We start from the raw sequence: 19266 nt of genomic DNA, 5'->3' as shown, positions 1-19266 counted from the left end.
AAGAGCGAGGCAACCAGTGCCAATGCGCTAACAAGGATCAATGTGCCGGAGAAGAGCAGCAATATGTCATGAAGCACGGCGATATTCAGGGTCTGCCTCCCGTCTGCAACCGCAGCCTTACCGCGAAACCATAACCCGATTTTTCATTGGTTCGTAGTTCGCATTTGCTGCAAGCCTGTTGTGCGACCCGAAGGGCATTATCAGCCCTAACGACTAGGCCCGAGGCTTCATGGCTTCGGGCCATTTTCGTTTTGGCGGCCCGGTGATCTGGCGGGGAAGCGCGGGCATCCACCCCGCCCAGATAAATACTCGTGATGTTCAACCTATTCAAGAGAAAAGAGTCCCGATCCCTCGACGATCCGACAGTACCCCTTTCTGATGCCTCTGCATGGAACGAGTTATTCCGTCTGTCATCGACCGTAACGGGGGATACAGTCACCGAAGAAAAGGCTCTCGGTGTCACAGCGATTTGGCAGGCGGTCAACGCCATTGCGGGGGCGATTTCGTCTCTCCCACTCCACCTCTATCGCAAGACCAGCGACGGTGCGGTTAAGGACACTGCGAACCCGCTATATTACATAATTCACGACCGCCCGAATGACACGCAGACGACGGCGGCATTCTTCCGCTGGTTTGTCGCTCGCCTTTTGCTTCATGGCCGTGCAACCGCGCTGATCTCGCGCAACCGCGCTGGTGAGGTTCTTGGAATTTTGCCGCTCGATCCGGCAAAGCTGGACATCGATCAGCGCCTTGTCGCCGGTAAAATCAAGCGGACCTACACATACAATCTGACGACTGGGGCCATCAAATATGATTCGGTGAATGTCGTCGATGTAATCCTGTTCCCGCAGGCCGACGCCATAAAGCATTACAATCCCATCGCTTCGAACCGCGATGCCATTGCCCTTATGATTGCCGCGCAGGCCTACGCTGGGAAGCTGTTTGCCAGCGGTGGTGTGCCTCCGCTCGCGCTCACTACACCGGGGCCGATCAGCCCAGCGGGCTCAGGGCGCGCGTCCAATGATGTAGGGGAGGCCGTTCGCGCATCCGCTCGCACAAAATCCAACATTCTTGTTGTACCTTCCGGCCATGACCTCAAGCCGGTCGGCCTCGATCCCGCGAAATCGCAACTCGTCGAGCTTCGCCGGTTCATGATCAGCGAGGCGAGCCGAATTTTCAATATCGCGCCCGCCATTCTGCATGACCTGACCACCGGCACGTACTCGAATGTTGAGCAGCAAAACCTCAGTTTCGCGCAGCAGACCCTGACCCCGCTGATCGAGGCCATCGAGCAGGAGATGAACGCAAAGCTCTTTGGTCCTAGCAGTGCCACCGCATACAGTGCCACCGCATACGTCGAATTCTCGATGGCGGGCCTGCTTCGCGGTGATTTCGCGACCCGCATGGAAGGCCTTCAGAAGGCGGTCAATTCCGCGATTCTCACGCCGAACGAAGCGCGTGCCTTCGAAAATCTGCCCCCGATGGAGGGTGGCGATGAACTTTGGATTCAAGGCGCAACCGTGCCCCTGACGCAGCAGGCGAAGGGCATGGAGGCCACCCCAGATACCACCCCAGATACCACCCCAGAACAGCCGACCAACGAACCGGTCGATGACAACAGCGCCCCGGAGGATGCCGAATGACCATGACAACCGAAACCCGCAATTTTGCGCTCACGGGCATCGAAGTCCGTGCAAAGACCGATGAGATCGAGGGCCGTGCCACCGGATATGCCGCCGTATTCAACTCGGACTCGCACGATCTCGGGGGCTTCATCGAGCGCATCGCTCCCGGCGCTTTTGCAGCCTCCATCCGCGCTGCCGGAGCAGGTGAAACGAACATCTACGCCCTGTGGGCGCACCGCGACGATAGCCCGCTGGGTTCCACGGGTTCGGGCAAACTGGTCCTGCGCGAGGATGCGCACGGTCTCGCGTTCGAGATGGACACGACCCGGATGACCCCGGCGCAACTCGATGCGCTGCGCGATGGCGACCTCCGGATGTCGTTCGGTTTTCGTGTGCTCGAACAGCAGTGGCGCGAGGATGACGCGGGAAGGGTGGAGCGCACTCTGATCGATGTCGAGCTTTTTGAAATCTCGTTCGTGATTTCGCCTGCCTATCCATCGACGGAAGCCGCTTTGCGTTCGCTGGATGCGTGGCGTTCCGAAAAACCAGCAAATGATGATGATAATTGTCAATCGAATAGAGTTGAATTGTTTAAGCGCGCTCTGAGTAATCGACTTCGTAAGTAAGAGTTGATCGCGTCGCCGGGTGTAACTCGAAAGATAAATAGTTTCGCTAATCCAATTGGAGCGAAACTATTAAATGAATATCTTTGAACTTCGCGTGAAGGCGCTGGAGATTTCCAATAAGGCTGCCCTTGTCATCAAGGATGCCGACGATGCCGAAAAGCTGGCTGAAGCCCAGCGCATGCTCGACGACGCGGATGCACTCGAAGCTCGTGCCGTTGCCCTCGAAAAGGTCGAAGCGCGCGCACGTGCCTATGAAGCCGCAGCCGAGCGACTGCCCGTTGAAGACACCGTGGTCGAAAACCGCGCTGTCGAGACCGATGCCCATGCTGACGCTTTCCGTTCGTACCTGCGCGGCGATGTCGATGTTCGCGAACTGCGCGCCGCTGGTGTGGCTTCGAATGAAGCTGGTGGCTATCTTGTACCGCGCGGTTTCTACCCGACGCTGATCGAAGCTATGAAGGCATATGGCCCGCTTAATCAGGGCGGCCCGGTCACCTACCTGACGACCGAAAGCGGTAATCCGCTTCCGATTGCGACCATGGATGACACCAATAACAAGGGTGCGCTGATCGCCGAAGGCGTTGAGGTCGATGAATCTAACGTGAATTTCGGTCAGAAGACCCTTGGTGCGTTCAAGTTCACCTCGGGCGTGATCCGCGTGTCGAGCGAACTCATGCAGGACGCTGCTATCGTTCCAGAGGCCGTCGTGCGCAATGCAATGGCGGAGCGCCTCGGTCGTATTCTCAATGAGATGTTCACGGTCGGCACTGGCGTTTCGCAGCCGCAGGGCATCGTCACGGGCGCATCGGCGGGTGTTACTTCGGCCTCGGCGACCGCGATCTCGTATGACGATCTCGTCAACCTTCTGCACTCGGTCGATCCCGCTTATCGCGGTGCTTCATCGTTCATGTTCAATGACTCGACGCTCAAGTCGATCCGTCTGCTCAAGGACTCGAACGGTTTGCCGCTGTGGCAGCCCGCCATGTCCGCAGGCGAGGCATCGACGATCCTCGGCAAATCCTACCATATCAATCAGGATATGGCTTCGATTGCCACGAAGACCGTCCCGGTCCTGTTTGGTGATTTCAGCAAGTACACCGCCCGCAACGTCAAGGCTTTCGGTGTTCGCCGTCTGGACGAGCGATATGCCACCTCGGATCAGATCGGTTTTGTCGGCTTCGGTCGATATGACGGCCTCGTCACCGACGCTCGCGCGATCAAGAAGCTCACTCAGGTCTGATTTTCCGGCCAAATACCAAGAAGGCAAAGGGGCGGCTCTCATGGGCCGTCCCTTTTCCATTTCAACTAAATACTCGATGAAAGTGCGTATGAAATCGGGCCTCGTCGGCCCTTCCGTCAATCACCAGCCCGGCGACATCGTCGATACCGATGAGGGCGCGCGCTGGATCGCGTTCGGCATCGCCGAACCTGCCGATGCCCCGGACACTCCGAACACCATCGAGACCGCAGCGCTCCCCGATGCGAAGGAAGTTGCGACCCGGCTGCGAGCGAAGTCCACCAAGCCCAAGGTCTCGAAATAATGGACTGGACGCGCCTCAAGCGCCTCGATGCGCCCACATCGACGGTCGTTTCGCTCTCCGAAGCGCGCGACCATCTTCGCGTTTCGCACAGTCTCGACGACGCTTACATCGAACGCCTGATCGCTGCCGCGACCGCCGTGATCGAAGGTCCGAATGGCGCAGGAATTCCTCTTCAGCCCACGAAATGGGTGCTGACGATGGACTGCCTGCCGCGTCATTTCGATATCGACCTGTGCCCGGTCATGTCGGTGGAGCGGATCACGCTCGGCGGTGAGATCGTGTCGAAGCTGGCCTACCGCGTAGACCTCGACAGCACTCCGGCCCGCGTAGAAGTGGCGTTCCCTTCTGTTCGCCGTGAACTCGGCAACGTGAAGGTGGAATTCACGGCTGGATTCACGGCCATTCCCGCCGATCTCCGGCATGCGGTCCTGATGCTGATCAGCCATTTCTACGAAAATCGTGAAGCTGTCTCGGCTGCCGATCTCAAGGATGTACCCTTCGCGGTGAGTTCGATCATCTCGCGGTATCGAGCCTACTGATGGCATATGTTCCGCCTTCCACTGGTGCGTTTCGCCATCAGGTCCGCATTGAGCGCATGGCCATCGGCACCGATGCCTATGGCGTTCCGGTTTCGGCATGGGCCGTCGTGCCCGGTCTCGAAACCATACGTGCGTCGATCACAGCGCAGCGCGGCGGGGAGGAAGTGCGCAGCATGCGCGCGAGCGGCATCGACCGTTTCGACATCGTGCTCCGCATTCCGGTCGCAGAGGTCAATATCGGTGACCGCATGATCGATCAGGACGGCAAGGCCTACGATATCCTATGGGCCGGTGACCTCGAAGGGCGCGGACGGCAGATCAACCTCTTTGCGCAGGTCGGTGGTCTCAATGACTAGGCCTGTCGATACCCGTGATATCGATGCCTTCGTGGCCCGACTGGGGCGTATGTCTGGTGCGGTTCGGTCGGCCATCGACGATGTTAACCGCAAGACCGCCACGGCTATGGCGAAGCGCGGCAAGGTCATAACCCCGCGCACCGAGGATGCGCCTCACCTTGCGGACTCGATCAAGGTGGAGTCCGGTGACTCCCGTTTGATGGAATACACTGTCAGCGTGGGTAGCGATGCCCTCTATTACGCGGTTCCGTTGGAATTCGGCCACATCGGTCGGGACGGGACTCACGTTGCAGCAAACCCCTTCTGGGTGCCGCTGACCCGTATTTTTCGAAAACGCCATAAATCCAGCCTGCGCCGTGCGGTGCGTAAGGCCCTGAAGCAGGAGCTTGGAATATGATCGACCCTTCTCTCCCGCTTCAGGCGGCTATTTTTGCAGCGCTTCGGTCCGAAGGCGTGGTCAACGTGTTTGCGACCGTTCCCGCTGGGACGGCGCTGCCGTGGACGGTCATCGGCGATGATCAGATACTCTCAGCGTATGAGAGCGCTGAAATGTATGAGTGTTTTGCTGACGTGCATGTTTTCGGCAAGAAACCGCAGCACAAAGAACAGGCCGCGCTGGTCATGACTGCGCTCAATGCTCCCATTGTAATCGAGAATTTCGGAATTGTTGAATACGGATTCGAAGAATCGCGCAATGTCGATGAAAAGGATAATCAAGTTGGTCATGTCGTCATGACCTTCCGTTTCCTTGTGCAGCCGTTGTAGGCCGCGTGGCCACTACTCCTGTGAATAAATAGTCGGTTAGACTAACAGGAGCTAATTTTAAAAATGTCCTACATCGTGCCCGTTTTGGGCGAAACTATCTTTGTGAAGATCGGGAACGGCGCAACGCCGGAAGTGTTCGCCGCTCCCACGCTTATCAATACCTCGCGTTCGATTTCGTTCTCGACTTCGACTGAAACCGATCAGCTTATCGATCTTGAAAATCAGTCAGCACCGGCCCAGACGGTTCGCCGCGTCACGGCCACGGACTGCAAGATCGACGGCGAAGGCATGGTCAATAGGGGCGACGTACACGAATGGCTCGCATGGGCGCAGGGCGGCCTGATCAAAAACCTTCAGGTCACCGATGGCACATGGATGGTCGAAGGCCCGTTCACCCTCACCTCGTTCCAGATGACGGGCGAGCGCCTCAAGTCCTCGACTTGCCAGATCACGCTCGAACAGGCTGGTGCGGTGACCGTCACCGAGGTCTGATCCTCAACACGGCGGGGGTTTGTTGCATGGAGCATAAATACTGCCATGCATACCAATCCCCACCAGTCACGTTCCGCCGTCCTCGAAAATGTCTTTGTTCATGACGGTTACTTCCGTCTCGCGCTGCGCATCGGTGAACTAATCACGTTGCAGGAAAAGACCGGGGTGGGTCCATATGTTCTCGCAAACCGCATCGTGCACGGAGAATGGCGGGTCACTGACATTACCGAGACGGTGCGGCTTGCCCTGATCGGCGGCGGCATGGGTGAGCAACAGGCTTACGATCTCGTCACCCGCGCTATCACTCCCGGCAACCTGATGACTTATGCAGGTCTGGCGGGTGAGGCGCTTTTTGCCGCGATTATGGGCGTCGATGACGAGCAGCCCGAGGCAATCGACGGGGAGGGTGACGAAGACCCTTTTCCGCAGACCCCCGTGGACTGATTCCATGGGGCAGATTTTATGAAAACGCAGGTGCAGCCGGTTTCACCCCGCGCGACGTGAAGGAAATGTCGCTCTGGGAGTACAATTTTACGTTGGCCGGGTTCCGCAAATTCCATTCATCGGGCGAGCGCCAGAGTTCGGCACCGAGCGAAGACGAATTTGAGAAATGGATGTCGCAGTTCGGCGAACCGAGTCAGTCGATCCGTCAATAAAAAATAAATAGTGCATGGCTTCATCAAATGCACTTACCACCCGTTTCTCCGCAGATATCACGCAATTTGAGCGTGAACTTCGCCGCCTCCAGAATCTCAATGCACGTGCCGCCGCACAACTAGCCGCTGATCAGGCGAGGGCGGCACAGCGCGCGGCGCGGGCGTGGAATGACAACGATCCATCGAAGTATCTTCGCAGACAGATTTCTTCGATGCGCGACGAGATCAAGCGCTTCGCGCCCATTCTCGCCGGGATGTTCGGAACATCGGAAGTCCTGCGGGCTGCGGACACATGGACCAGATTCACGAACAGCCTGAAGGTAGCGGGTGTTTCGTCTCTGCAACTTGCGGGCATTCAGGAACAGCTTTTCTCCATCGCGCAGCGAAATGGCGTCGAGATCGAGAGCCTCGGTGTCCTCTATGGCCGCGCAGCCGGGTCGGCCAAGGAACTCGGCGCAACGCAAGCCGACCTGATCAAATTCAGCGGCACTGTCGCAACCGCGCTTCGCGTGCAGGGTGGATCGGCTGAATCGGCCAGCGGCGCGCTACTCCAGCTTTCGCAAGCCCTGTCGGGCGGCAAGATACAGGCGGAGGAGTATAATTCGCTCATTGATGGCGTTCGTCCGCTCCTCGAAGCCGCCGCAGCCGGTTCCGACAAATGGGGCGGGTCGGTGGCCAAGTTGACCAAGGATGTTAAGGCGGGGAACGTCACATCGAAGGCATTTTTCGATGCGGTTCTCGCAGGCTCGGACATGTTGGAGGGCAAGGCCGCGCAGGCCGCGACCACGCTCTCGCAGGCGATGACGATCCTCTCGAATTCCTTCACGAAATATGTCGGCGATAGCAATCAGGCCAGCGGCGCAACTGCTATTCTGGTCGAGGGCATCAAGGCCCTCGCGGACAACCTTCCGCTTGTCGCCGATGCGCTCGCCGTCATCGCCGGCATTTATGCTGCGACGTTGATACCGGGTATCGCCCGCGCCACTACAGCCATGGTTGCGAATGCCGCTGCCGCTGCATCTTCGGCAGCGGTTTACGGTGTTGCCTCACGCTCGATTGCGCTCGGCGCGACGGCGATGAATGGCGCAACCATGGCGGCCACAGGCCTTTCGGCTGCGCTCGGTGGGCCATTGGGAATTGCGCTCACTGCGGTCGCAGCAGGTATGGCATATTGGGCGTATACGACCGCCGAAAGTAACCAGCGCAGCGCTGAACTTCGCACACAAGTGGGCGAACTAGCCACGAAGCTGGACGTGGAAGCCGATGCAGCGACGAACGCAGCGGCAGCCACTGGCGGTGTCACCAAGGCGAGCGTCATAGCGGGCGCGAAAACGCGAGGCCTCAGGGTTGAGGTCGAGAAGCTTACCGACAAGTACCAGCTTCTCGCCGAAGCCGCCCGTCAGGCGGCCTATGACATCGCAAATGCTGCGGTCGTCGATGCGCAGGGGAAGTACAACCGTAAGGTTGCCGAAGAAACGGCAAAGGCCACTCCGACTGTTTCAACCTTCGGGCGCGACCCGATGGACCGCAAATTCGGCATCAATGACGGGCGCGGGGCATGGCAACAGCAGGCCGTCAGTGCCGCGAACCGGAGTCAGGAGGCCCGTGATCTCGCGCAGGCGAAGGCCGTCCGGGACGCCCTGCTTGACCCGAAATCACGTGAAAAGTTCGTCGATGCTCCGGCCAAGCTAGACGCCCCCACCGACGCGCCGAAGAAGAAGGGCTCGAAAGGCAAGGGCTCCACGCCCAGCGACGGCACCGATGAAAACCGGCAACTGGAAATCGAGCGCCGTCAGCTTCTCCTCTCGGAAACGACCGACCTTGAGGCGAAGCTGCGTCTCCAGCGTGAAATTCTCGACCTTCAGACCGCAGACAAGATCGACGCGATCAAACAGCGGGTCACGTCCGGGCAACTGACTAAGACGGCAGGCGATGCCCTGACCGCGAAAACGCAGGAACTCGCTGCTATTGAGTCGACCAACCTCGCAGCCGAGAACGCCCGCGAAATTGCTGATCGAAAGAACAAGATCGCGCAGGAAGATGCCGATCTTGCCGCCGACACGCTTCGCTCCGAAGCCGATTACCTCGATGACCGGGCGAAGTACGCCCGCACCGCGACGAAGCGCCACGAGTACGAACTCGAAGCGCTGGAAAAGCGTCAGGAGGCCGACCGCCTCGAATTCGCGGTGCGTCGTCAGCAGTATGAAGCTGACCTCCAGCTTCTCGGCCTCTCGCGCCAGCGCATCGACGCAATGCTTGCGCAGATGGACAAGAATTTCGAGGCCTCACAAGAGCGCGAAACCGACAACACGGTGCGGGATCAGGCCAAAGATGACCCGAGTGTCCTCGGGCGCGTCAAGGAACATGCGGACAGTTTCGGCACGCTCAACGCCCAACTGGGCGATATTGCAACCGGTGCGCTTGACGACATTACCAGCGGGTTCACGCAGGCCATCATGGGCGCGCAGTCGTTCAAGGAAGCTATGGCCGACATGGCAAAGGCCGTGATCGCTAACCTGATCGAAATGGCGGTGCGGTTTGTCATTTTTGAATCTATCGGGCGCGCCTTCGGTGTGTCCGGGCTGGGTAAATCGGCGCTGGGCCTTTCCACGCAGCCATCCAGCAGCGTGACCCTCGGGAAAAACGCGACGGGCACGAATAATTGGCGAGGCGGCTTGACCACCGTGGGCGAGAAGGGGCCTGAACTCCTCTACCTGCCCGGAGGCAGTCAGATCGCGCCCAACAACTTGCTGAGTTCCGCGCTCCAGCAGAACACGCAGGCGCTGGGCGCGGGCGGGCAATCCCTCGTCATGAACACCACCGTAAACGCCAACGATGCGGTGCTCACGTCAGCGGTGAAGGGTTGGATTCGTGATAGTCAGGCGCAGACCGTGCAGGCTGCGCAGAAAATGACGAACCGCGATCAGACCAAGCGTAACCGCAACACGCTCTATCGATAATCGGAATGTGGTCGCCGTGATAAATAGGTCATGGCGATCACATTTCCGGCAATTCCATTCGGTTCAAGCACAGAAATAAAACTCACTTCTTCGGCTGTCGATCAAACCCCGTTTTTGGCGGGGCCGGTCCAGAGAGTGTCGCGTCTCGGCGATAAGTGGTCGATATCTATCGAGTGCCGCAAGATGTTCGCACGGCAAGCCGGTCCGGTCATCGCGGCTTGCATTGCTGGCCTAGCCGAGCACGTGATCATGCGGGTGCCTCAACCGGGAGTGGATACTTCGAAGTGGTCCACCGGATCGATTGCCGCAGCCGTCTCATCTGGACGCCAGATCACCATTTCGGGCGGAGGGGCGGACAAAATCGTCGGCCAGCTAATCTCCATCGAAAAGAATGCGATCCATTACCTCCATCAGATCACGGCGGTCGATGGCAATAAGCTGACCATACAACCGGCGCTCAAAGCTCCCCTCGCGGGCGGTGAGGCCGTGGACTTTGCAGCCCCGAAAATCATGGGGTTCGTGTCAGGCAATTCGGCAAGCTGGACAGTTGGCCTCGCTGAAAATGTCGGCCTGTCATTCGAAATCAGCGAGGCGTTTTGATGGACGCGGCGCTTCTCGCCGGTTTGTCCGCGCCGTCGCTGCGGACTTTTCAGGCGGTCAAGATCGATCTTCAATCGACGGGCACGTCCATCCATCTCCTCGATGCGAGCGCGACGATTTCGTTTTCCATCGATGGTGTCTTGGCAACCTTCAGCGGGCGCGATCCTGTGTTCGGTACATTGGGCGGCATCGACACGATCTCGGAGCAGATCGCTTCTGAAGCCCCTTCTGTCAGCGTTTCCATCTTGCCGATCTCAGCCAATTCCATCGGTGAAATCTCCGCTCCGGAAAATCAGGGCAGCCCGGTGCGCATCTGGTTTGGCCTGATCGACGACCTGACCGGGGCGGTGATCGGTGATCCCGAGCTTTTGTGGAGCGGTCGGCTCGATACGGTCGTCACGAACATCCAGTCAAACGCGCAATCTTGCGAACTCGTCACTGTGTCTGCCTATGACCGAATGTTCGCGGAGAATGAAGGCGAGGCGCTGAATTCTGCGTGGCATCAAGCCATCTGGCCGGGTGAAACGGGCTTCGACTTCAATGTCGATTCCACCGTCGAAATCTACTGGGGCGGTGAGGCGGGCAAGCCGTCCACAACGCCTATTCCAGCAGCCGGACCCAAGCCGGGGAAGGGCCTGTTCCAGTAGCTGGCCGAATAAATACCAGCATGAACTTGCTTGAGCGCGTTGAGCGCACACAGAAATCAATCGACGAATTCTTCGGCCAACCGTTTAAATGGGGAGAAGCTGACTGCGGCATCCTCGCAGGCCGTCACCTCGAAAACATGGGCTTCGAAACCCGGCTCGCGGAGGCGCGCCGGTACTCGACCGAACTCGGCGCAAAACGCGCGATGACAGCGTTGGGCTGCGCGTCGATGGAAGATTTCATCGACGCTTATGGGTTCCAGCGCATCCCGCCTGCGATGGCGCTACCCGGTGATATCGTCGGTTTTCCGGGCGGATCGGATGAGCGCCCGTGGACCGGGCTCGGCGTTATGATCGACGCTGGTGAACACCTCATCGGATTTGCCAACGGCGAAGTCATGCGCGGCCCCGCTCGTGTTTGCACCGTTGCGTGGAGGGTTGCCTGATGCCGATGGCTATCCCTCTCTTGGGTGCCGCCTTCATGGCAGCGGGCAGCATTATGACCGCTGTCGGCGTGACTGCCGCAATCGCGGGAATCTCGCTCGCCACGATTGCGACCGTTGCGGGCGTGGCGCTCATGGCCGTCTCAATGCTGACCATGCAAGTGCCCAAGCCGGATTCGACCGGGCAACAGCTTGATACAAAGCTATCCGCGAAAGCCCCGGTGCCGGTCTTGTATGGCCACACCGCAACCGGTGGCACCCTGATCTATCGGGAACTCAGTGGTAAAAAGAACGGCAAGCTCTTCATGGCCATGGCCCTTTCGGCGGCAGGGCCAATCGCGGGCGTCGAATACGCCTACGCTAACGATGTCGGCCTGAACTTTTACGGCAACCCATCATCGACGATCTCGATGGTGACGGCGACGACGCCGTCCTCGAAAAAGCTCTACCGGAACAAGTTAGCACAACGCTGGCTGCCGGGTGAGACGCCATCGACCACCACGATCTCGCAGGGGTTCGGCGGCTATGGGCCAGCCCCGAAAAACCCCGGTCTCGCGTCGGGTCATGCGCTCGCGCTGGTCTATGCCGACTACGATTCGGACCAGTTTCCCCAAGGCCTGCCCAAAATGCTTTGGACGGTGCGGGGCGTCAAAGTCTACGACCCCCGCAAGGACTCGACCTATCCGGGCGGTTCGGGCTCACATCGCCTAGAAAACGCGGCGACATGGGAGTTCTCTGAAAACCCCTTCCTTTGCGCCCTTCACTGGACGCTCGGGAAGTTCGAGAACGGACGCAAGGTCGTCGGCATCGGCGCGAAGTCGTCTGAAGTCGATTTCCCCGCGTTCGTACGCGGCGCGAACGTCGCAGATGCGAACGGTTGGAAGTGCGGCGGTGTAGCGGCAACCTCTGACGATAAGTTCGCGGTCCTCTCGACTATCCTTGCGGCAGGCGGCGGTGTGCCGATTGCGCGCGGCGCGCAAATCTCGTGTCACGTCAACACCCCGCTCACGACAACGGCGACGATCACTGCCGCCGACATCGTGCGCGATATCGAAATCCAAAATTCGTCGTCTCTCCGCAGCCGATACAACACCGTCATTCCGACCTATCGCGAGCCCAGTCAGTTCTGGGAAATCATCTCGGGCGAACAGGTCACCTCCTCGGTCTACGTCGAGGAGGACGGTGGCTTTCAGGCTTCGAAGGAAGTCGAGTTCACCATGGTCCAGCAGGCCGCTCAGGCCCACCAGCTAGCGACCTATAATCTCGTCAACAGCCGGGAGATGCTGACCTTCACGCTCGGGTTGAAACTCCGCAGCCTGTCGTTCCGTGTGGGCGATGCGGTGATGGTCGCGGTTCCCGAGATCGCTGCCGGGTCGGTAAAGTGCCTTGTCATCAACCGGGAGTACAACCCCTCGGATCAGGTCGTCACGCTTACGCTGAAATCCGAAAACGATGCCAAGCACGCTTTCGCGCTCGGTCAATCGCAGGTTGCACCTCCGACGATTGCGCTTACGGGCTATGACCCGACCGACATGGCCGAACCCGAGCCGACAAGCTGGACCGCGCAGGGCGGCACACTGACATCGGAAACGGGCGTGAAGCCTGTGATCCGCATCGCGGGTGCGAACGATAACCCATATACGTCGGCGATCATCGTCGAATACCGACACGTTGGATCGCCCGTGTGGGCGCAGGCTGGCGTTTTCAGTCGGGATACCACGCTCGTCGAGATCACCAACGTCACCTCACAAACGGCGTACGAAATTGCGATTTCCTATCGGTCGGCGGTGGGCGCGGTTTCTGATCGGGCGGAGTTCGGTCCGGTCATCGCGGGCGACGAAACCTATTCGTGGACAGCGGTCAACGGCGAGGGCAAGCCGCAGGACAATGCCACGGTCGGCGCACCGAACGGAACTCCGGTGGGCGACCGTCCAGCAGAGGAGGTGATCGAAGACCTCGACAACGCGACCGTCGTGATCCGCCAGTTGCCCGATCTTGTGTCGTCGCTGGTCCAGCAGCCGATTGATGAACTCGCGGCGCTGCACCTCTCCTACTCTGCGATCAGCCTGCGAAAGTCGATTGCACTCGCGGACGAAAATGCCGTGGCGGTGCGTGACCTTAAGACCTACGTCGATGACCACAACGCGATTGTTTCTCAGGACTTCCTCAACCTGACTTCGCGCGTCGGGCAGAACGAAGCCGGGTTGCTCGTGCTGAACCAGACCTATGCGAGCGAGACCGCTGCGACTGCCAGCCAGTTGACCGACCTCATTGCCCGCACGGGTGCGAACGAAGCCCAGATCGTGGAGGAAATCGCGGTCCGGACCGATGCAACGGGGAGCCTCGCCACTAGCCTTGACCAGATTTCGGCGCGGACCGGCGATAATGAGGCTGCGATTCAGTCGAGTGCCAGCGCAATCTCGGACCTAACCAGCGCGACCGCTACGCGTTTCGATGGGCTGGAAACCCGCGTCGGCGGCGCGGAAACGCTGATTTCGAACCTCCAGTCTAGCGTGAATGACGGCTCGACTGCGACGGCTAATCAGCTTGCTCAGTTGGGTGTGCGGATCACCGACGAAACCTCGGCCCGCGAAGCTGCGATCTCGACGGAAACACAAGCGCGTGTCGATGGTGACGGCGCGTTGTCAGGCCGGATCGACACCATCTCCTCGGATATTAACGCCTCGGGAACCGGGTTGAAAGCGGTCATCCAGACGGTGCAGCAGACCCAGAGCGATCAGAACGCAGCGCGGGCCAGCGAAATCACGACGCTTCAATCACGCTTGAACAACGTCAACGGCGAGGCGGGTGCGTCGATTGAGAACAAGATGAGTACGCTCGCCACCTTGGAGGGCGGTTTGCAATCGGCGTGGACGCTCAAGGTCCAGCAAGATGTCAACGGGCAGCGCTATGTTGCGGGCGGCGGGCTCGTGTTGGAAAACGGGGTCAGCGATATCGCATGGCTCGCTGACAGCTTCAGGATCATGGCGGCGGGCCAGACGCCCAGACAGGTGTTTTACGCAGACGCAAACGGCGTGCGGATCGACAATGCGGCCATTGGAGTGGCTGCCGTCGATACCCTCCAGATCGCAGGCAATGCGATCACCGCTAATCAGGTTTTGACCGGGGCGGACACAGCCGTTGCGGCAGGTGGCACGGCAGATTTTCTTTCTACCGGGTGGCTCACAATCGGTGACGGCGTGGATGGATCGGGGATCATCAGCGTTGCCTATACGGTCGATGCAACGAGCGCTTACGACGCTTCGGCCACCCTCGAACTCTTTGTCGATACTGGGGCGGGTTATCCAGCCAACCCGCAAATTTCGATGGTGCAGGGCGTCACCACCGACAGCGGCAACTCATATTGGAGGCAGGCCGGGTCGCTTATGCACGTGGTCGATGGCGCTCAGGTCCGTGTCCGGGCCCGCATCCGCTCGGGTGTTTTTATGACGAAGGCCGTCGCGCGGCCCATGACCGTGCGCAACATCGTCATGACTCTGATGGGAGCAAAACGATGAACTATGCCTATTTTTCCGCCGAAGGCAGGTTGCTCTACATCGCGTCGCGGCCATCGGCCTCGCTTGAAACCGGCGTGATCGAGCGAGGCGTCGCGCGGGGCACCGATCCCAATTCGATCTATCTCGATCCGGTATCGCTAGAGGTTATGGAGCGTCAGCCGTTCGCGGTGGAGGTTGCTTTCAACCGCCTGAGCGCGATTCCGGTGGGCACGACGGCCACACTGGAGGCCGGACAATTCGTGGTCGAGGACGGCGAATTGCATTTCGAGGCGGATGTCTCCGAAGCCATCTCGGTTTACCTCGATCACCCCCATTTCATCGCACGATATTTTGAGGTCGAAACCGGCCCGGAGGCGGAATGAAAATCGATATCAAAAAAGGTTATGCCGTGCAGCGAAAGGCCGATTACCCCAGCGTCGAAGAGCAACTCGATATGATCTATCACGATGGGCTCGATGCGTGGATGGAGCGCATCAAGCAGACGAAGGATCGTTTCCCGAAGGGCGAGTGATTGGTCCGTCTCGTGCCAGCGGTATCAGCATAAATACCGCATGGCATTTAAATTTGAACAGACGGGCACCGTCGCAGTCGAGAACGGCTCCCTTTTCGTAAACGGCAGCGGGACCGCATGGCTCACCGATTATCCGGGCGTTGCCCTCAACATTGATGGCCTTTCATACCCGGTCGCCGCGATTACAAGTCAAACGACGCTCACGCTGGCGAAACCCTATCCCGGTGCGACTGCCAGCGGCCTCGCTTATACGTTCATGCCGCTCCAGCCCGACAATTATGGGCTCGCGAAGGATGTAAATTACCTACTCCAGAACGGCGGCGTGCAGGTCGGCAAGTCGGCCTACGATCTCGCCGTTGAAGGCGGTTTCGTCGGAACGGAAGCCGAGTGGCTGGCCTCGCTGGCAGGCTCGGATGGCACCGATGCTCAGGTGCAGATGCAATCCGTGGTCGATCTCACCCAGTTCGCGGGGCAGACCGCAGGGTCTACCGGTATCTTCATGATCGTGCCTGTGGGGGCGGGCGATCCGGGCGTCACCCTCACGCAGAGCGCGGAAGTCGTGATTCCGACTGGTTCGACGAATGCCGGTATCGGCCTGTGGGCGCGGACGACCGCTAGCGGCCTCGCTCTCGTCCTCGGCCTGACCAATGTTCCGGTGCCGCAGCCCGGTGGCGGTGACGACATCGATCTCTCTGGTTCTGCAACATTCTATTCCGAATTCAACGCCATCACCCCGCTCGGCATCGAACTGATCGGAACGCCGACCTCGCTGACGTTGAGCCGCGCCTTCACCGACAGCCAGTTGAAGATACGCCGGAAAACCGAAACCGGGATCACTACGCCAGCAACAGCGCAATGGGTCACCGGATCGTCGGGCTCGCCCTATGCGGTGACCGGCGATGCCGTAGCGAGCACGATGACGCTTTCGAAAGCGGGCGAGGGCACTACCGGATACCAAAACGGTCATCTCGTACTTGGCAAGAACAGCTATCTCAAAAGCCCCGCGCTTGGACTGGAATTTGCGAGTTCGAGCGATGTGACAACGACGCAGACACCGGCTTCGATCCGGATGTCGTTTAAGGGCACTGTACCCCGTGGTGGTGCACTGATCGGTCGAGTCCAAGATTGGGATACCGGCTATGTCGGACATCAGGTCCACTGGTCGAACTCGATCATCCAGTTCAAAATCGACCGTGAAGGTGGCGGCTCCGCAACCATCTTGAGTGACGACTTGTTCGACCTCAATGACGCGCCCCATCTTATCGAAAGCGAGTGGGTCAACGATCCGAACGGCCCCGGTGGCACCGTCACTTTCTTCGTGGACGGCGAGCAGTTCGGCGCGCCAAAGGCCACGGAATACAAGCCTCGGATTTCGCCTGCGGCGGATTATCAGGTGAATGCGACGGTCGGAAACACCTCGGACTCCGTCGAAGGCATGGAGGTCGAATATATCGGCCTATCGCTCGGGCGGGACGGCGTGAGCACGTCATACTCTGAGATCGCAGACGGTGTGATCACCGTTGATGACCTCCGCAATCTGGTCGTGGATGCGACGGGTGTGAACACGCAGCAGCCCGAATATGTCCTCTCCTATATTGCGAACGGATCGCAGCGGTTCGATCTCACGATTGTCGTGGGCGAAATGGTGCTGCCAGCGGGCCGACCCTACAAGGCGGTGTTGCAGGATTGGAGCACGGGCTCAGGCGTCGATGTGGGGGAACTCATCATGACAAGGCCAGCGGCTCAGAACTGTCGCTTTGAAGATTCGACGCTCTTCGGCGCTCAGGGCGCTTGGACAGAGGTTCTCCCGCAGGGCGAAGTGCCTGTGATCGACGGCATCCGCTATGGTTGCGAAGGCATTCGGCAGGGCAACTATGTGATGTTCCAGTTCGTATATTCGCAGGATGTCGCATCCAGCCCGTTCGGCGATCCCACCGGGCTCAACACGTATATGCGCCCGCACAAGTGGCTGGTCTACGATAACACCGGAACCCTGTTGCAGCGCATCGAGAAGCCGAACGGTGAGCCGCTCAACGCCACCTCGACCAAGCCAATCTGGGAAGGCAGCTACGATGGGCGCTCGATTCCCCAGATAACGAGTTCGAACCGCTGGTATCCCCATGGCACGGTGCGCTCGTCCGTCGTCTACCGCAATGGCAATCCGCCTGCCTACGATCAGCAGTTCATTTACGACAACGTGCCGGTCTACGATCAGCGCGTGCCCTTCGACTCGCACACCGGCTACTCCGTGAATGGGTTCGACCTTCGTATCTACGCGGGTAGCGCGGGCAACGATGGCCAGTCGAACGGCTTCGCCAACTGGAAATTGATGCCATGGGGCTGGGGCCAGTACGATTACGAAAGCATCAAGGCTTGGGCTGCGGCGACGAAAGACCCTTACACGAACCTTTACACGGACCTTGCTGCGACCCCGAACGCTGCGCTCTGGCTGGAATACACGCCCTTTAACACCATGGGGCGTTCCTCAATCGTCGGCCCCGGTGGCACCCGCTCTGATCGACAGATCATGGCGGAGGTCGTGCAGCGCTACGCTCGTGACGTGACCGCGACCCGCGCGCACGATGGCAAGGCGCTCGCCGATATCGCGCTCGACTATCTCACGGGCTATGCCTCCGACCCGTTCAACGCCGTTTCGAATGGCAAGCTGACACCGCTCTATCGGGGTAATGCTCGCCGAAACATCGTGCTCCGACAGCACTACTACGGGTATGGCGAAGCGTCGGTCGCGGCGGAGTCCGCATTTTATGTGCAGGTCGGTCGTCTCTCGGAATGGACGACCTCACGGAACCCGCTTCGGTGTAATACGCCGGGGAGCGGCGCAACGGCAGATCGCCCGTATTTCGGCGGTTTCGAGGTCGATGAAGCGCACGCGCACCAATTCCCCCACTGGGGCTCGCTCATGTTCCAGAGCCCGGAATTCGCGATGATCGGCGTGAATTTCTCGGACCAGACACGCCTCTATTCGAACGAAATTCTCGCAAGTTCGTGGGACACCTACAACTTCGCTGCCCGTGAAAAGGCATGGAAATTCGCCCATGCGGCGCTGCAATGGAAAACGGCTTCGACGAATTCAACCCGCCTCTACAGCCGTGCGGAAATCATGGACTGGGTCACGTTTGATTTCGAGACCTTCTATGAGCAATGGTATGCCTCAACGCCGGGATTCCTCAATCCGCCTACGAACATCATGTCGGGTGGTTCGGTCGATGGGAAGCTCGCCGTCATGGCGGCTGCGGCGCGGTTCGGGCCGTGCAATCACAGCGAAAATGATGGTGTGGGGTGCAGTGAGTTCCAGCTTGGCTATTGGCTCTCCGCGCTCCACATCGCGGCCAAAGTCGGCTTCCTCGACGCGCTCAAAGCGCAATCGACGAAGTGCGAGGCCATCGTGAACTGGCTGCTCGCCATGCACCGCAAGCACATCGTGGGCCGCATCAACGATGGTCTGCTCATCAATTCGGCGGGTTCGGAATATCTGATCAACTACTGGTCGAACGAGACGATCATCGCGGCGGGTGGCGACGTGGCGAGCTTGCCGCAGAACCACGCCGGGGTCGTCGCTGCTCAAAGCGTTCACGCGCCGTCGTGGGACAAATACGATGACGGCGGCACCCTTTCCAGCCGTGACGGGCAGGCCATGGATGCGAACCTAGCGGGTGCGGCCATCTTGCTCGATATAGGCATGACGGGCAGTGATCTCGAAGCGGCGGCGGCGACCTCTGAGACGCTATTCCAGCAGAAGCTTGCGGAAGAACTCGCGCGGGGCACCGCCTCGGCGGGGTCCGAGTGGTTCAAGTATCACCAGAGCACGAACAACCGGCCTTACAAACCGTGATGGGCTAGGTGGACCGCCACTTGCCTTTACTTTGTCGGTGAATTGTTTCCCCGCAACGCTGGCACTTGCCTGTGAAAGTCGTGCCATCCCAGTGCGCGCTCTTGCGGCTGACCTTGTGCCGATTCCGGCTGCACAAC

18 protein-coding genes are annotated in these 19266 nt (G+C 59.4%); all 18 read left to right on the top strand.

Annotated features, from left to right (window positions below):
- Window positions 1-314: 314 nt before the first annotated feature.
- The 18 genes from DM450_RS07770 (at window position 315) to DM450_RS07690 (ending at window position 19129) form a co-directional block, all read left to right on the top strand.
- Window positions 315-1643, top strand: a complete 1329-nt coding sequence (locus DM450_RS07770; protein ID WP_142633887.1) for a phage portal protein — start codon at window positions 315-317, stop codon at window positions 1641-1643.
- The gene (locus tag DM450_RS07765; protein ID WP_142633885.1) at window positions 1640-2251 is read left to right on the top strand and encodes an HK97 family phage prohead protease; all 612 of its coding nucleotides are present in this window, start codon (window positions 1640-1642) and stop codon (window positions 2249-2251) included. The genes DM450_RS07770 and DM450_RS07765 overlap by 4 nt, the downstream gene beginning before the upstream one ends.
- Before the next feature lie 73 nt (window positions 2252-2324).
- Window positions 2325-3491, top strand: a complete 1167-nt coding sequence (locus tag DM450_RS07760) for a phage major capsid protein (RefSeq protein ID WP_142633883.1) — start codon at window positions 2325-2327, stop codon at window positions 3489-3491.
- An 88-nt stretch (window positions 3492-3579) separates the two neighbouring features.
- Complete coding sequence (locus DM450_RS07755; protein ID WP_142633881.1) at window positions 3580-3792, top strand: hypothetical protein; 213 nt, start codon at window positions 3580-3582, stop codon at window positions 3790-3792.
- Window positions 3792-4331 carry a head-tail connector protein gene (locus DM450_RS07750; RefSeq protein WP_142633879.1) on the top strand — a complete coding sequence of 180 codons (540 nt, stop codon included), beginning with the start codon at window positions 3792-3794 and terminating at the stop codon, window positions 4329-4331. Before DM450_RS07755 ends, DM450_RS07750 begins: the two co-directional genes overlap by 1 nt.
- Entirely contained in the window at window positions 4331-4687 is a 357-nt protein-coding gene (locus tag DM450_RS07745) for a head-tail adaptor protein (RefSeq protein ID WP_142633877.1), read from the top strand. The genes DM450_RS07750 and DM450_RS07745 overlap by 1 nt, the downstream gene beginning before the upstream one ends.
- Window positions 4680-5084 carry an HK97 gp10 family phage protein gene (locus DM450_RS07740; RefSeq protein ID WP_142633875.1) on the top strand — a complete coding sequence of 135 codons (405 nt, stop codon included), beginning with the start codon at window positions 4680-4682 and terminating at the stop codon, window positions 5082-5084. Before DM450_RS07745 ends, DM450_RS07740 begins: the two co-directional genes overlap by 8 nt.
- Window positions 5081-5452: a DUF3168 domain-containing protein gene (locus DM450_RS07735; protein WP_142633873.1), complete on the top strand. Its 372-nt coding sequence runs from the start codon at window positions 5081-5083 to the stop codon at window positions 5450-5452. The genes DM450_RS07740 and DM450_RS07735 overlap by 4 nt, the downstream gene beginning before the upstream one ends.
- 63 nt (window positions 5453-5515) lie before the next feature.
- The gene (locus DM450_RS07730) at window positions 5516-5944 is read left to right on the top strand and encodes a phage tail tube protein (RefSeq protein WP_142633871.1); all 429 of its coding nucleotides are present in this window, start codon (window positions 5516-5518) and stop codon (window positions 5942-5944) included.
- 45 nt (window positions 5945-5989) lie between these two features.
- Window positions 5990-6388 carry a gene transfer agent family protein gene (locus DM450_RS07725; RefSeq protein ID WP_142633869.1) on the top strand — a complete coding sequence of 133 codons (399 nt, stop codon included), beginning with the start codon at window positions 5990-5992 and terminating at the stop codon, window positions 6386-6388.
- A 226-nt stretch (window positions 6389-6614) separates the two neighbouring features.
- Window positions 6615-9560, top strand: coding sequence for a tape measure protein (locus DM450_RS07720; protein ID WP_142633866.1), 2946 nt, complete (start codon window positions 6615-6617; stop codon window positions 9558-9560).
- 30 nt (window positions 9561-9590) lie between these two features.
- Window positions 9591-10160: a hypothetical protein gene (locus tag DM450_RS07715; RefSeq protein ID WP_142633864.1), complete on the top strand. Its 570-nt coding sequence runs from the start codon at window positions 9591-9593 to the stop codon at window positions 10158-10160.
- On the top strand, window positions 10160-10807 hold the full coding sequence (locus DM450_RS07710; RefSeq protein WP_142633862.1) for a hypothetical protein: 648 nt from the start codon (window positions 10160-10162) through the stop codon (window positions 10805-10807). Before DM450_RS07715 ends, DM450_RS07710 begins: the two co-directional genes overlap by 1 nt.
- A gap of 20 nt (window positions 10808-10827) precedes the next feature.
- Window positions 10828-11250 (top strand): DUF6950 family protein, encoded by a 423-nt coding sequence (locus DM450_RS07705; RefSeq protein WP_142633860.1) that lies wholly within the window; start codon window positions 10828-10830, stop codon window positions 11248-11250.
- Window positions 11250-14765, top strand: coding sequence for a DUF1983 domain-containing protein (locus DM450_RS07700; RefSeq protein ID WP_142633858.1), 3516 nt, complete (start codon window positions 11250-11252; stop codon window positions 14763-14765). Before DM450_RS07705 ends, DM450_RS07700 begins: the two co-directional genes overlap by 1 nt.
- Window positions 14762-15127, top strand: a complete 366-nt coding sequence (locus DM450_RS07695; protein WP_142633856.1) for a hypothetical protein — start codon at window positions 14762-14764, stop codon at window positions 15125-15127. Before DM450_RS07700 ends, DM450_RS07695 begins: the two co-directional genes overlap by 4 nt.
- A complete protein-coding gene (locus DM450_RS25775; RefSeq protein WP_185928736.1) occupies window positions 15124-15276 on the top strand; it encodes a hypothetical protein in 153 nt (50 codons plus the stop codon). The genes DM450_RS07695 and DM450_RS25775 overlap by 4 nt, the downstream gene beginning before the upstream one ends.
- A 40-nt stretch (window positions 15277-15316) precedes the next feature.
- Window positions 15317-19129 carry a hypothetical protein gene (locus DM450_RS07690; RefSeq protein WP_142633854.1) on the top strand — a complete coding sequence of 1271 codons (3813 nt, stop codon included), beginning with the start codon at window positions 15317-15319 and terminating at the stop codon, window positions 19127-19129.
- The last annotated feature ends 137 nt before the right edge of the window (window positions 19130-19266 follow it).

The organism is Sphingomonas sp. IC081, from assembly GCF_006874585.1.
Taxonomy (GTDB): Bacteria; Pseudomonadota; Alphaproteobacteria; order Sphingomonadales; family Sphingomonadaceae; genus Novosphingobium.
The sequence above is the reverse complement of the archived record's forward strand: the minus strand, read 5'-3'. Positions and strand labels throughout refer to the sequence as shown.

Bases quoted from the DNA above. Each gene is read 5' to 3' on its own strand.
- DM450_RS07690 (WP_142633854.1), top strand. From the start codon at position 15,317: ATGGCATTTAAATTTGAACAGACGGGCACCGTCGCAGTCGAGAACGGC.
- DM450_RS07765 (WP_142633885.1), top strand. From the start codon at position 1,640: ATGACCATGACAACCGAAACCCGCAATTTTGCGCTCACGGGCATCGAA.
- DM450_RS07770 (WP_142633887.1), top strand. From the start codon at position 315: ATGTTCAACCTATTCAAGAGAAAAGAGTCCCGATCCCTCGACGATCCG.
- DM450_RS07730 (WP_142633871.1), top strand. From the start codon at position 5,516: ATGTCCTACATCGTGCCCGTTTTGGGCGAAACTATCTTTGTGAAGATC.
- DM450_RS07750 (WP_142633879.1), top strand. From the start codon at position 3,792: ATGGACTGGACGCGCCTCAAGCGCCTCGATGCGCCCACATCGACGGTC.
- DM450_RS07725 (WP_142633869.1), top strand. From the start codon at position 5,990: ATGCATACCAATCCCCACCAGTCACGTTCCGCCGTCCTCGAAAATGTC.
- DM450_RS07720 (WP_142633866.1), top strand. From the start codon at position 6,615: ATGGCTTCATCAAATGCACTTACCACCCGTTTCTCCGCAGATATCACG.
- DM450_RS07735 (WP_142633873.1), top strand. From the start codon at position 5,081: ATGATCGACCCTTCTCTCCCGCTTCAGGCGGCTATTTTTGCAGCGCTT.
- DM450_RS07740 (WP_142633875.1), top strand. From the start codon at position 4,680: ATGACTAGGCCTGTCGATACCCGTGATATCGATGCCTTCGTGGCCCGA.
- DM450_RS07695 (WP_142633856.1), top strand. From the start codon at position 14,762: ATGAACTATGCCTATTTTTCCGCCGAAGGCAGGTTGCTCTACATCGCG.
- DM450_RS25775 (WP_185928736.1), top strand. From the start codon at position 15,124: ATGAAAATCGATATCAAAAAAGGTTATGCCGTGCAGCGAAAGGCCGAT.
- DM450_RS07745 (WP_142633877.1), top strand. From the start codon at position 4,331: ATGGCATATGTTCCGCCTTCCACTGGTGCGTTTCGCCATCAGGTCCGC.
- DM450_RS07715 (WP_142633864.1), top strand. From the start codon at position 9,591: ATGGCGATCACATTTCCGGCAATTCCATTCGGTTCAAGCACAGAAATA.
- DM450_RS07755 (WP_142633881.1), top strand. From the start codon at position 3,580: ATGAAATCGGGCCTCGTCGGCCCTTCCGTCAATCACCAGCCCGGCGAC.
- DM450_RS07705 (WP_142633860.1), top strand. From the start codon at position 10,828: ATGAACTTGCTTGAGCGCGTTGAGCGCACACAGAAATCAATCGACGAA.
- DM450_RS07760 (WP_142633883.1), top strand. From the start codon at position 2,325: ATGAATATCTTTGAACTTCGCGTGAAGGCGCTGGAGATTTCCAATAAG.
- DM450_RS07700 (WP_142633858.1), top strand. From the start codon at position 11,250: ATGCCGATGGCTATCCCTCTCTTGGGTGCCGCCTTCATGGCAGCGGGC.
- DM450_RS07710 (WP_142633862.1), top strand. From the start codon at position 10,160: ATGGACGCGGCGCTTCTCGCCGGTTTGTCCGCGCCGTCGCTGCGGACT.